2 protein-coding genes are annotated in these 14341 nt (G+C 63.3%); both read left to right on the top strand.

Annotated elements, in window-relative coordinates; all coding sequences use genetic code 11:
- The first annotated feature begins 271 nt into the window (after positions 1–271).
- Positions 272–13270, top strand: coding sequence for a non-ribosomal peptide synthetase (locus J2Y90_RS23670; protein ID WP_253503940.1), 12999 nt, complete (start codon positions 272–274; stop codon positions 13268–13270).
- A gap of 197 nt (positions 13271–13467) precedes the next feature.
- A complete protein-coding gene (locus tag J2Y90_RS23665; protein ID WP_253503937.1) occupies positions 13468–14292 on the top strand; it encodes an alpha/beta fold hydrolase in 825 nt (274 codons plus the stop codon).
- Positions 14293–14341 lie beyond the last annotated feature (49 nt).

The raw sequence follows: 14341 nt of genomic DNA, 5'->3' as shown, positions 1-14341 counted from the left end.
AATGAGAAAGAGAAGTAGTGCTGTAAGTCGATGTGTTTTGCGAACTGCGACACGCCGCCGCACCCTCGCCCCACTGGACGTCGCGGCTGCCGACTAATTATTTGCAGACGTCATTCGTTCTCATTGGTGAATGGTTGCGGGTGTAGATCCCCGGCCACAGCGCATTCCGATGCCTTGCGCGGTCGGCACAGACCGCGCCCCGCACGCCTATCGACAGGCGTGACGCAGCACCCCGATTCCACTTGCAAGCCGAATTCAGGCAGGAAACCTCATGACCGACGCGTTCGAACTCCCCAGCACCCTGGTCCATGCCCTCAAGCGTCGCGCAGCCCTGACGCCGGACCGACTGGCCTTGCGTTTTCTCGCCGAAAACGCCGAGCAGGCTGTGGTGCTCAGCTATCGCGAACTGGATCAACGCGCGCGCACCATCGCCGCTGCGTTGCAGGCCGAGGCCGGTTTCGGTGAGCGCGCGGTGCTGCTGTTTCCCAGTGGTGCGGATTACGTCGCGGCGTTTTTCGGTTGCCTGTATGCCGGTGTGATTGCGGTGCCGGCCTATCCGCCGGAGTCCGCGCGTCGTCATCATCAGGAGCGTTTGCTGTCGATCATCGCCGACGCCGAACCGAAGCTGTTGCTGACCAGCGCCGACCTGCGCGACGCCTTGCAGCAAATCGACGGGGCGCCGCCTCTGCTATGTGTCGACACACTCGACAGCGCGCTGGCCGAACGCTGGGTTGAACCGGACCTGCCGGCCGAGCACATCGCCTTCCTGCAATACACTTCCGGTTCCACCGCGCTGCCCAAGGGCGTGCAAGTCAGCCACGGCAATCTGGTCGCCAACGAACTGCTGATCCGTCACGGATTCGGCATCGACGTCAACCCGGACGACGTCATCGTCAGCTGGTTGCCGCTGTATCACGACATGGGTCTGATCGGCGGTCTGCTGCAGCCGATCTTCAGCGGCGTGCCGTGCATTCTAATGTCGCCGGCGTACTTCCTCGGGCGGCCATTGCGCTGGCTGGAAGCGATCGCCGAATACGGCGGCACCATCAGCGGCGGGCCGGATTTCGCCTATCGCCTGTGCAGCGAGCGGGTCAGCGAATCGGCGCTGGAGCGCCTTGATCTGAGCCGTTGGCGCGTGGCCTATTCCGGCTCCGAGCCGATCCGCCTCGACACTCTTGAACGTTTCGCCGAGAAATTCGCCGCCTGCGGTTTCAACGAAAGCAGTTTCATGGCTTCGTACGGTCTGGCCGAGGCGACCCTGTTTGTCGCCGGCACGCCCCGCGGCACCGGCATCCCGGCGCTGCGCGTGGACGATCAGGCGCTGGCGCAAAACCGCGCAGAGCCGGGCGCCGGCAGCGCGATCATGAGCTGTGGCATCAGCCAGCCTGAGCACGCGGTGCTGATTGTCGACCCGAATACCCTCGAAGAACTCGCCGATAACGCCGTCGGTGAAGTCTGGGCCGCCGGCCCGAGCATCGCCCACGGTTACTGGCGCAATCCCGAAGCCAGCGCCAAGACCTTCGTTCAGCACGCCGGCCGCACCTGGTTGCGCACCGGGGATCTGGGCTTTGTTCGGGACGGCGAACTGTTCGTCACCGGACGCCTGAAAGACATGCTCATCGTCCGTGGTCACAACCTCTATCCGCAGGACATCGAGCAGACCGTCGAACGTGAAGTCGAAGTCGTGCGCAAGGGCCGCGTGGCGGCATTCGCGGTTGATCACGACGGCGAAGAGGGCATCGGCATCGCTGCGGAAATCAGCCGCAGCGTACAGAAAATCCTTCCGCCAGAAGCGCTGATCAAAGCCATTCGTCAAGCCGTGGCCGAGGCGTATCAAGAGGCGCCAAGTGTGGTGGTGCTGCTCAATCCGGGCGCGTTGCCGAAAACCTCCAGCGGCAAACTGCAGCGCTCGGCGTGCCGCAATCGTCTGGCCGAGGGCAGCCTCGACAGCTATGCGCTGTTCCCTTCGATCACAGCGGTAACGGAAAACGCGATCAGCAGCACTTCGGATCTCGAAACCTTGATCGGGCAGATCTGGGCCGAGCAACTCAACGTCAAACAGATCAACGCCGACGATCACTTCTTCCTGCTCGGCGGCAACTCGATCGCCGCGACGCAAGTGGTCGCGCGGGTTCGCGAAAAACTGGGTGTAGAGCTGAGTCTGCGCCTGCTGTTCGAAGCCCCCACTTTGTCCGCCTTCACCGCCGCTGTGGCGCAGCAGCAACAGGACGGCGGCAGCGCCCAGGATGCGATCACCACGCTGTCGCGCAGCGAGCCGATGCCACAGTCGCTGGCGCAAAACCGTCTGTGGATTACCTGGCAACTCGACTCGCACAGCAGCGCCTACAACATTCCCGGTGGCCTGCGCTTGCGTGGCGAATTGGATGAAGACGCCTTGCGCAGCAGCTTCCAGCAACTGATCGAACGCCACGAATCTTTGCGCACACGTTTCTTCGAACGCGACGGTGTGGCATTGCAGCAAGTGCTCGCCGCTGCCGAATTCAATCTGCAACTGATCGACATCAGCGGCCTGCCAGCGCCCGAGCGTGAAACCCGCGCCGAGCAGATTCGCGAAGACGAGGCGCGCACTCAATTCGATCTGGAAAAAGGCCCGCTGCTGCGAGTGACGCTGGTGCGCCTCGATGAGGAAGAGCATCAGTTGCTGGTGACCCTGCACCACATCATCGCCGACGGCTGGTCGCTGAATATTCTCCTCGACGAGTTCTCGCGCCTCTACGCCGCCGCTGCGCAGGGTACGACGGCGAATCTGGCAGCGCTGCCCACGCAATACGCCGACTACGGCAACTGGCAACGGCAATGGCTGGCGCAAGGCGAGGGCGAGCGGCAACTGGCGTACTGGAAAGCGCAGTTGGGCGATGAGCATCCGACACTGGAACTGGCTACCGACCACCCGCGCTCGGCGCAAAAAAGTCACAGCGCCGCGCGGCGCAGCGTGCGCCTGAGTGCTCAGCTCAGCGAGGCGATCCGGCACACGGCGCAGACACACGAAGCCACGCCGTTCATGCTCCTGCTCGCCGCATTTCAAAGTCTGCTGCACCGCTACAGCGGCCAGCGCGATATTCGCATCGGCGTGCCCAACGCCAACCGCCCGCGCCTGGAAACCCAAGGCCTGATCGGCTTCTTCATCAACGCCCAGGTACTGCGTGCACAGATCGATTCGCGCCTGCCGTTTGCAGAGCTGTTAGGCCAGACCCGCCAGGCTGCTCTGGGTGCTCAAGCCAATCAGGATCTGCCCTTCGAGCAACTGCTTGAAGCCTTCCCGCAGGCCCGCGAACAGGGTCTGTTCCAGGTCATGTTCAACCATCAGCAGCGCGACCTCAGTGCGCTCAAGCGCTTGCCGGGTCTGCTCGCCGAAGAGCTGCCGTGGCACAGCCGCGAAGCCAAGTTCGATCTGCAATTGCACAGTGAAGAAGACCGTAACGGACGCCTGACCTTGTCGTTCGACTACGCCAGCGAACTGTTCGACGCCGCGACCATCGAGCGACTGGCCGAGCATTTTTATAATCTGCTAAGCGCGGTTTGCGAACGTCCAGAGCAGGCCATCGGCGATCTGCGCTTGTTGACCGCCAGCGAGCAACAACAGCACAACGACTGGAGCATCGCACCGTGCACCGCGGCGCAACAGTGGCTGCCGGAATTGCTTGAGCAACAATTGCGACACACCCCGCAACGCACCGCACTGGTATGGGACGGCGGTAGCCTGGATTTTGCCGAGCTGCACGCGCAAGCCAACCGACTCGCGCATTACCTGCGCGACAAAGGCGTTGGCCCGGACGTGTGCGTGGCCATCGCCGCCGAGCGTTCACCGCAATTGCTGATTGGTCTGCTGGCGATCATCAAGGCTGGCGGCGCTTATGTACCGCTGGATGCGGATTATCCGGCCGAACGCCTCGCCTACATGCTCAGCGACAGCGGCGTCGAATTGCTCCTGACCCAGACCGAACTGCTTGAGCGCCTGCCAGCCAGCGACGGTGTCAGTGTGATCGCCATGGACGCCTTGCACCTGGACAAATGGCCGAGCCACGCACCGGGCCTGCACCTGCACGGCGACAACCTCGCCTACGTGATTTACACCTCGGGTTCCACCGGGCAACCGAAAGGCGTCGGCAACACCCACGCCGCGCTGGCCGAGCGCCTGCAATGGATGCAGGACACTTACCTTCTCGACGAAACCGACGTGCTGATGCAAAAAGCGCCGATCAGTTTCGACGTCTCGGTGTGGGAATGCTTCTGGCCACTGATCACCGGCGCGCGCCTGCTGCTTGCCGCCCCGGGCGAGCACCGTGACCCGCATCGCATTGCGCAACTGGTCCAGGAGCACGGCGTGACTACGCTGCACTTCGTCCCGCCGTTGCTGGCGCTGTTTATCGACGAGCCGCTGAGTGCCGAATGCACCAGCCTGCGTCGGGTATTCTCCGGCGGTGAAGCCCTGCCCGCCGAACTGCGCAATCGCGTCCTCGCGCAACTGCCGGCGGTGCAGTTGCACAACCGCTACGGCCCGACTGAAACCGCGATCAACGTCACCCATTGGCACTGCACAACTGCCGATGGCGAGCGCTCGCCGATTGGCCGGCCGCTGGGCAATGTGATCTGCCGCATCCTCGATGCCGATCTCAACCCGGTTCCGGCGGGCGTGCCGGGTGAGCTGTGCATCAGCGGCAGCGGTCTGGCCCGTGGCTATCTCCGCCGTCCGGCGTTGACCGCTGAACGCTTCGTCGTCGATCCACTGGGCGAGCAGGGGGCACGTTTGTACCGCACTGGCGACCGTGCGCGCTGGACCTCCGACGGTGTGATCGAATACCTCGGCCGTCTCGACCAGCAGGTCAAGCTGCGCGGCTTTCGCGTTGAACCGGAAGAAATCCAGGCGCGGCTGCTCGCTCAGGAGGGCGTCGCCCAAGCCGTGGTGCTGGTGCGCGAAACCGCTGCCGGTGCGCAACTGATCGGCTACTTCACGACAACCGATTTGCGTGAAGATGCCGATGAGCAAATCGCTCGCCTGAAAACCGCCTTGGCCGGCGAGCTGCCGGAGTACATGGTCCCGGCGCAACTGCTGCGCCTCGACGCGATGCCGCTGAGCCCCAGCGGCAAACTCGACCGCCGCGCCTTGCCTGAACCGCAATGGCAGGTGCGTGAACACGTCGAACCGGTCAGCGAACTGGAACAACAAATCGCCGCCATCTGGCGTGAAGTGCTCGGCCTCAATCAGATTGGCCTGCGTGACGATTTCTTTGCCCTCGGCGGTCACTCGCTGCTGGCCACACAAATCATTTCGCGCACACGTCAGGCCTGTGACGTCGAGCTGCCGCTGCGCACGCTGTTCGAGCACAGCGAACTGGGCGATTACGCCGAACAGATCCGTTTGATCCAGGCCAGCGGCCGCACCAACCAACAACTGCCGATCGGCAAAGTCGATCGCAGCCAAGCGGTGCCGCTGTCCTATTCGCAGCAGCGCATGTGGTTCCTCTGGCAGATGGAACCGGACAGCCCGGCGTACAACGTCGGTGGCATGGCGCGCCTGCGTGGCGTGCTGCATGTCGAGCATTTCGAGGCGGCGTTGCAGGCGCTGATCCTGCGTCACGAAACCCTGCGCACAACGTTCCCAAGTGTTCACGGTGTCGCCCGCCAGCAAGTGCATGCCGAGACCGGCGTGCGCATGGGCTGGAAGGATTTCTCCAGCCTGCCGGCAGAAGTCCGGGAGCTACAAGTCCAGCAACTGGCCGATGCAGAGGCGCACCAGCCGTTCGACCTGGAAACCGGCCCGCTGCTGCGCGCCTGTCTGGTCAAGACTGCCGAGCACGAGCATTACTTCGTTCTGACCCTGCACCACATCGTCACCGAAGGCTGGGCGATGGACATCTTTGCCCGTGAACTCAGCGCGTTGTACGAAGCGTTCGTCGACGAGCGCGAATCACCGCTTGAACCGCTGCCGGTGCAATACCTCGACTACAGCGTCTGGCAGCGCCAGTGGCTGGAATCCGGCGAGCGTCAGCGCCAACTCGATTATTGGACTGCACAACTGGGCCGCGAACATCCGCTGCTGGAATTGCCCGGCGACCGTCCGCGTCCACCGGTACAGAGCCATCAGGGCGAGCTGTTCCGCTTCGATCTGAGCGACGATCTCGCCGCCCGGGTGCGGGCGTTCAACGGGCAAAACGGTCTGACCCTGTTCATGACCATGACCGCCGCGCTCGCCACGTTGCTCTACCGCTACAGCGGCCAGACCGACCTGCGCATCGGCGCGCCGGTGGCCAACCGCATCCGCCCGGAAAGCGAAGGGCTGATCGGGGCGTTCCTCAACACCCAGGTGCTGCGTTGCCAGCTCGACGGGCAGATGTCGGTCGGCGAATTGTTCGAGCAAGTGCGCCACACGGTGATCGAAGGCCAGTCCCATCAGGATCTGCCGTTCGATCATCTGGTCGAAGCCTTGCAACCGCCGCGCAGCGCCGCTTACAACCCGCTGTTCCAGGTGATGTGCAACGTCCAGCGCTGGGAATTCCAGCAAAGCCGCACGCTGGCCGGCATGACCGTCGAGTATCTGGCCAACGATGCGCGGGCGACCAAGTTCGACCTCAATCTGGAAGTCACCGACCTCGACCATCGCCTCGGGTGCTGCCTGACCTACAGCACCGATCTGTTCGACGAACCGACCATCGCGCGCATGGCCAGGCATTGGCGCAACCTGCTTGAAGCGTTGATCGCTGATCCGCAGCAACGCCTCAGTGAACTGCCGCTGCTCGATAAGCCTGAGCAACAGCAGCTGCTCGACAGCCTCGGCGTCGAGCCGGGCGAGCATCGTCTCGATCAGTGCATCCATCACCTGTTCGCTGAACAGGCACTGGCGCGCAAAGACGCGCCGGCGCTGACCTTCGCCGGACAGACCCTGAGCTACGCCGAGCTCGATGCCCGCGCCAATCGCTTGGCCTGGGCGTTGCGTGAACGCGCGGTCGGCCCGCAAGTGCGGGTTGGCTTGGCGCTGGAGCGTTCGCTGGAAATGGTCATCGGCCTGCTGGCGATTCTCAAGGCGGGCGGCGCCTATGTGCCGCTGGATCCGGAGTACCCGCTCGACCGCCTGCACTACATGATCGAAGACAGCCGCATCGGTTTGCTGCTCAGTTATCGGGCGATGTTCGAAGCCCTCGGCGAGTTGCCGCCAAGCGTGGCGCGCTGGTGCCTGGAAGATGACAGCCCGGCATTGGCCGACTACCCGGCCAGCGAGTTGCCGTTTATCAGCCTGCCGCAACATCAGGCTTATCTGATCTACACCTCGGGCTCGACCGGCAAACCGAAAGGCGTGGTGGTGTCCCACGGCGAAATCGCCATGCATTGCCAGGCTGTAATCGAATGCTTCGGCATGCGCCCGGACGACTGTGAACTGCATTTCTATTCGATCAACTTCGACGCCGCCACCGAACGTCTGCTGGTGCCGCTGCTCAGCGGTGCGCAAGTGGTGTTGCGGGCGCAAGGCCAGTGGGATGCGGAAGAAATCTGCGGCTTGATTCGCGCGCATCGGATCACCGTCCTCGGCTTCACGCCAAGCTACGGCAGCCAGTTGGCGCAGTTCCTCGCTACACAGAACGAATTCCTGCCGGTGCGGATGATCATCACCGGCGGCGAAGCGCTGACCGGCGAGCATCTGCAGCGCATCCGCGCGGCGTTCCAACCGGCGCAGTTCTTCAACGCCTACGGCCCGACCGAAACCGTGGTCATGCCGCTGGCCAGTCTGGCGCCGCAGGTGCTGGAAGAGGGCGCCGGCAGTGTGCCGATCGGCAGCGTGATCGGCGCGCGGGTCGCGTACATTCTCGACGCCGATCTGGCGTTGGTGCCGCAAGGTGCGACCGGTGAGTTGTTCGTTGGCGGCGCCGGTCTGGCCCAGGCCTATCACGACCGTCCGGGCATCACCGCCGAGCGTTTCGTCGCTGACCCGTTTGCCGCTGATGGCGGGCGCATGTATCGCACCGGCGACCTGGTGCGCCAGCGTGCCGATGGTCTGGTCGAGTATCTGGGGCGCATCGACCATCAGGTGAAGATCCGTGGTTTCCGTATCGAGCTGGGCGAAATCGAAACGCGCCTGCTCGATCACCCTTCGATCCGCGAAGCCGTAGTGCTGGCGCTGGACGCACCGAGTGGCAAGCAACTGGTGGGCTACCTGGTGACCGAAGTAGCCGAGCAAAGTGAGGCGCAACAAGCTGAATTGCGCGAGGCCCTGAAAGCTCACCTCAAGGCGCAACTGCCGGATTACATGGTGCCGACCCAGTTGATGCTGCTGGCGAGCATGCCGCTCACCGCCAACGGCAAACTCGACCGCCGCGCCTTGCCGGCACCGGATCCGCAGCTCAATCGGCAGGACTACGTCGCGCCGAGCAACGAACTGGAGCAGACCCTGGCGCAGATCTGGTGCGACGTGCTCAACGTCAGGCAGGTCGGCCTCAACGATAACTTCTTCGAACTCGGTGGCGACTCGATTCTATCGATTCAGGTGGTCAGCCGCGCGCGTCAGCAGGGTATTCACTTCAGCCCGCGTGATCTGTTCCAGCATCAGACCGTGCAGACGCTCGCTGCAGTTGCCAGTCGCACGCAGCAGGTGACTGCCGAGCAAGGTCTGGTCGACGGCGAATCGCGGCTGACACCGATTCAGCATTGGTTCTTTGACACTGAAATTCCTGAGCGCCAGCACTGGAATCAGGCGCTGTTGCTGGAACCGACTGTGCCGCTCGAGCCGCAACGTTTACGCCAGGCTTTGCTGGCGGTGATCGAGCAGCACGATGCACTGCGTCTGCGTTTCAGCGAAACCGATGGCGCATGGCGAGCAACGCATCAGCCGCTGACGGATGAGGACGTTCTCCTGCAATTCAGCGTCGATTCGCTGGATCAGTGCGAAGCCCTGTTCGCCGACGCACAACGCAGTCTGCATCTGCACAACGGCCCGTTGCTGCGCGCAGTGCTGGTCGATGGCGCCGATGCGCAGCAACGCCTGTTTATCGCCATCCACCACTTGGTGGTCGACGGTGTTTCCTGGCGCGTGTTGCTCGACGATCTGCAAACGGCGTATCGCCAACTCGACGCTGCGCAGCCGCTGAGACTGCCGGCGAAAACCAGCGCCTTCAAGGACTGGGCCGCGCGATTGCAGGCCTACGCCGGCAGCGAATCGCTACGTGAAGAATTGAGCTGGTGGCAAGCGCAACTGGCCGGGCAGAGCGCTGACCTGCCATGCGAGAATCCGCAGGGCGGCGGGCAGAATCGTCATGCGCAAACCGTCAGCGTACGCCTCGATGCCGAGCGCACCCGGCAGTTGCTGCAACAGGCACCGAGCGCATATCGCACTCAGGTCAACGACCTGCTGCTGACCGCGCTGGCCCGTGTGCTGTGCCGCTGGAGCGGCCAGCCCTCGGCACTGATTCAACTGGAAGGCCACGGCCGCGAAACCCTGTTCGACGAGATCGACCTGACCCGCACGGTCGGCTGGTTCACCAGCGCCTACCCGCTGCGCCTGACTCCGCACACCATCGAAGAGGCCGCCGGGCAGGGCGCTTCGATCAAGGCGATCAAGGAACAACTGCGTGCCGTGCCGCACAAAGGTCTCGGTTATGGCGTGCTGCGTTATCTCGCCGATGACGGCTGCCGGCAGAGCATGGCCGCGCTGCCGAGCGCGCCGATCACCTTCAACTACCTCGGCCAGTTCGACCAGAGCTTCGGCAGCGATGCGCTGTTCCGTCCTCTCGATGAGCCGGTCGGTGCCGCCCACGATCCACAGGCGTCGTTGCCGAACGAGCTGAGCGTCGACAGTCAGGTGTATGGCGGCGAATTGCTCCTGCGCTGGACCTTCAGCGCCGAGCGTTATGACGCGCAGACCATCCACGCTCTGGCCGATGCTTACGTCGGTGAGCTGCAAAGCCTGATCGAACATTGCCTGCAGGACGGGGCCGGCGGTCTGACGCCGTCGGACTTCCCGCTGGCAAAACTGACCCAGACGCAACTCGACGCCTTGCCGGTGCCGGCCGCGCACATCGAAGACGTCTATCCGCTGACGCCGATGCAGGAAGGCATGCTCCTGCACACTCTGCTCGAACCGGGCACCGGTCTGTATTACATGCAGGATCGTTATCGCATCAACAGCGAACTCGATCCCGATCGTTTCGCTCAGGCCTGGCAAGCGGTGGTCGCCCGTCACGAAGCGTTGCGTGCCTCGTTCTGCTGGAACGTCGGCGAAGACATGCTGCAAGTGATTCACACGCCCGGGCGCACGCCGATCGAGTACCTGGACTGGAGCGCGGTCGCCGAACCCGAGCAGGAACCCAAGCTGCAAGCCTTGCTGAAAAGCGAGCGCGAGGCCGGTTTCGATCTACTCAATCAGGCGCCGTTTCACCTGCGCCTGATCAAGGTCGGCGCGGCGCGCTACTGGTTCATGATGAGCAATCACCACATCCTCATCGACGCCTGGTGCCGCTCGCTGCTGATGAACGACTTCTTCGAGATCTACACCGCCCTTGGCGAAGGTCGTGAAGCGCAGTTGAGCGTGCCGCCGCGTTATCGCGACTACATCGGCTGGCTGCAACGCCAAAGCCTGGCCGAAGCGCGGCAGTGGTGGCGGCAGAATCTGCAAGGCTTCGAACGCACCACGCCGATCCCGAGCGACCGGCCGTTCCTGCGCGAGCATGCCGGTGACAGCGGCGGCATGATCGTCGGCGACCGTTACACTCGTCTGAATGTCGAGGACGGCGCACGTCTGCGGGAGCTGGCGCAGGCACATCAACTGACCGTCAACACCTTCGCCCAAGCGGCGTGGGCTCTGGTCCTGCGACGCCTGAGCGGTGATCGCGACGTGCTGTTCGGCGTGACTGTGGCCGGGCGTCCGGTGGACATGCCGGAAATGCAGCGCACCGTCGGCCTGTTCATCAACAGCATCGCCCTGCGGGTGAAGATGCCTGCGGACGATCAGCGCAGCAGCGTGCGCCAGTGGCTCAGCGCGTTGCTCGACAGCAACATGCAACTGCGCGAGTACGAGTACCTGCCGCTGGTGAATATCCAAGAACAGAGCGAATTGCCCAAAGGCCAGCCGCTGTTCGACAGTCTCTTCGTGTTCGAAAACGCACCGGTGGAAGTCTCGGTACTGGACCGCGCGCAGAGCCTGAATGCTACCTCGGATTCCGGCCGTACCCACACCAACTTCCCGCTGACGGCGGTGTGCTACCCGGGCGATGACCTTGGCCTGCACCTGTCGTATGACCAGCGTTACTTCGACGAGACGACGGTCGAGCGCATGCTCGCTGAGTTCAAGCGCCTGCTGCTGGCGCTGGTCGACGGCTTCCATGGCGACATGGCCGATTTGCCGCTGCTGGGCGATGAAGAGCGCGATTTCCTCCTGCACGGTTGCAACCAGAGTGGCCACGACTATCCGCTGGAGCAAAGCTACGTGGCGCTGTTCGAAGCCCAGGTCGCGGCGCATCCGCAGCGCATTGCCGCCAGTTGCCTCGATCAGCAATTGAGCTACGCCGAGCTGAACCACAATGCCAATCGCGTCGGCCATGCACTGGTCGCTGCCGGTGTGCGCATGGATCAACCGGTGGCGTTGCTCGCCGAGCGTAATCTCGACCTGCTCGGCATGATCATCGGCAGCTTCAAGGCCGGCGCCGGTTACCTGCCGCTGGACCCGGGCCTGCCGAGCCAGCGCCTGAGCCGCATCATCGAGCTCAGCCGCACGCCGTTGCTGCTGTGCAGCGCTGCCTGCCGTGATCAGGCGCAGACCTTGCTCGAGGAGTTCGGCTGTTCGAATCGTCCGCGCTTGCTGGTGTGGGAAGAGGTGCAGGCGTCGGCGGCAGCGGCGAGTAATCTGGGAATTCACAGCGGCCCGAACAATCTCGCCTATGTCATTTACACCTCGGGCTCGACCGGCCTGCCAAAAGGCGTGATGGTCGAGCAGCGCGGCATGCTCAACAACCAGTTGAGCAAACGCCCGTACCTCGACTTGAGCGAGGCCGACGTGATCGCGCAGACCGCTTCGCAAAGCTTCGACATTTCCGTCTGGCAATTCCTCGCCGCGCCGTTGTTCGGCGCGCGGGTCGACATCGTGCCGAACGCGATTGCCCACGATCCGCAAGGGTTGCTGGCGCATGTGCAGGCGCAAGGCATCACCGTGCTGGAGAGTGTGCCGTCGCTGATTCAGGGCATGCTCGGCGCTGACCACATGAGCCTCGACGGTCTGCGCTGGATGTTGCCGACCGGTGAAGCGATGCCGCCGGAACTGGCGCATCAATGGCTGCTGCGTTACCCGGACATCGGTCTGGTCAATGCCTACGGCCCGGCGGAATGTTCCGACGACGTGGCGTTCTTCCGCGTTGACCTGGCCTCGACGCGCGGCAGTTATTTGCCGATCGGCACGCCGACCGACAACAACTTGCTCTATCTGCTCGATGGTGCGCTGGATCTGGTGCCGCTGGGCGCCGTGGGTGAATTGTGTGTGGCTGGCACCGGTGTCGGTCGCGGCTACGTCAGTGATCCGCTGCGTACGGCTCCGGTATTCGTGCCGAACCCGTTCGGCGCGCCGGGCGAGCGTCTGTACCGTACCGGTGACCTGGCCCGACGCCGCGCTGACGGCGTGCTGGAATACGTCGGCCGCGTCGATCATCAGGTGAAGATTCGCGGTTACCGTATCGAGCTCGGTGAAATCGAAGCGCGCCTGCACGAACAACCGGAGGTACGTGACGCGGCGGTTGGCGTGCAGGAGGGCGTCAACGGCAAGCACCTGGTGGGTTATCTGGTCGCGGCCGATGCAGCGCTCAATCCGGGCGAACGCCTGGAACGGATCAAGCAGCGCCTGCGCGCCGAACTGCCGGAATACATGGTGCCACTGCACTGGCTGTGGCTGGAGCAGATGCCACTCAATGCCAACGGCAAGCTCGACCGCAACGCCTTGCCGGCGCTGGAGATCGGCCAGTTGCAGAGCCAGGATTATCTGGCCCCGCGCAACGAGCTGGAGCAGACCCTGGCTGATATCTGGGCCGAGGTGTTGAAGGTGGAAAAGGTCGGCGTGCGCGATAACTTCTTCGAACTCGGCGGGCATTCCTTGCTGGCGACGCAAATTGCATCGCGGGTACAGAAAGCCCTGCAACGCAATGTGCCGCTGCGCGCGATGTTCGAGTGCAGCACGGTGGAGGAACTGGCTGAGTACATCGATGGATTGGCGGCCAGTGATATTACCGAGGAGAAGGTGGATCGGTTGAATGATCTGATGGCGGAGCTGGAGGGGCTTTGATTCTCTACTGCCTGTTCCGGACCCTTCGCGAGCAAGCTCGCTCCCACACTTAGTACTGTGTAAGCAGGACCATGTGGGAGCGAGCTTGCTCGCGAAGGCGTCAGTGGCATCAACACAAAACGCACCATTTCCACCCTTGACGATCCACAACCGGCAGCTCAGTCTGCCGGTTCTGTTTTTTCTCCCGGAGGTGGTCGATGCCCTTTTTCACGGTTGACGGACAAGCACTGCACTACATTGATCAAGGCACCGGCCCGGCCGTGTTGCTCGCTGGCAGTTATCTCTGGGATCAAGCGATGTGGGCGCCGCAGATCGCCGCGCTGACCCCGCACTATCGCGTCATTGCCCTGGATCTGTGGGGGCATGGCGAGTCCGGCAAGTTACCTGAAGGCACCACATCGCTGGACGACATCGCCCGTCAGGCGCAGGCCCTGCTCGATCATCTGGACATCGACCGCGTCACCCTCGTCGGGCTATCGGTCGGCGGCATGTGGGGCACGCGCCTGGCACTGTCCGCGCCGCAACGTCTCAACGGTCTGGTGCTGATGGACACTTACGTCGGCGTCGAGCCGGAACCGACCCGGCAGTATTACTTCTCGCTGTTCAAGCAGATCGAAGACACCGGCACCATCTCCGAGCAACTGCTGGACATTGTCGTGCCGATCTTCTTCCGCCCGGGCATCGACCCGCAGTCGGCGCTGTATCAGGACTTCCGCGCAAAACTGCAGAGTTATTCGCCCGAGCGCTTGCGCGAAAGCATCGTACCGATGGGGCGCATCACCTTTGGCCGCGACGACCTGTTGCCACGTCTGGGCGAACTCAACGCAGCGACCACGTTGGTGCTGTGCGGCGATCAGGACAAACCGCGACCACCGTCGGAGGCCCGGGAAATGGCTGAATTGATTGGCTGCCCGTGTGTGCTGGTGCCGGAGGCCGGGCATATCTCCAATCTGGAAAATTCCGCGTTTGTCACCGAAGCGCTGCTCGGCTTCTTGAGCGAGTGCAACAGACACACCGTGTGATCTTCAATCGCGAGCAGGCTCACTCCTACAGGGACCGCATTCTTGCTGA

This window comes from Pseudomonas koreensis, from assembly GCF_024169245.1.
In the GTDB taxonomy this organism is placed as follows: Bacteria; Pseudomonadota; Gammaproteobacteria; order Pseudomonadales; family Pseudomonadaceae; genus Aquipseudomonas; species Aquipseudomonas koreensis_F.
This window is presented reverse-complemented; position numbering and strand designations above follow the sequence as displayed.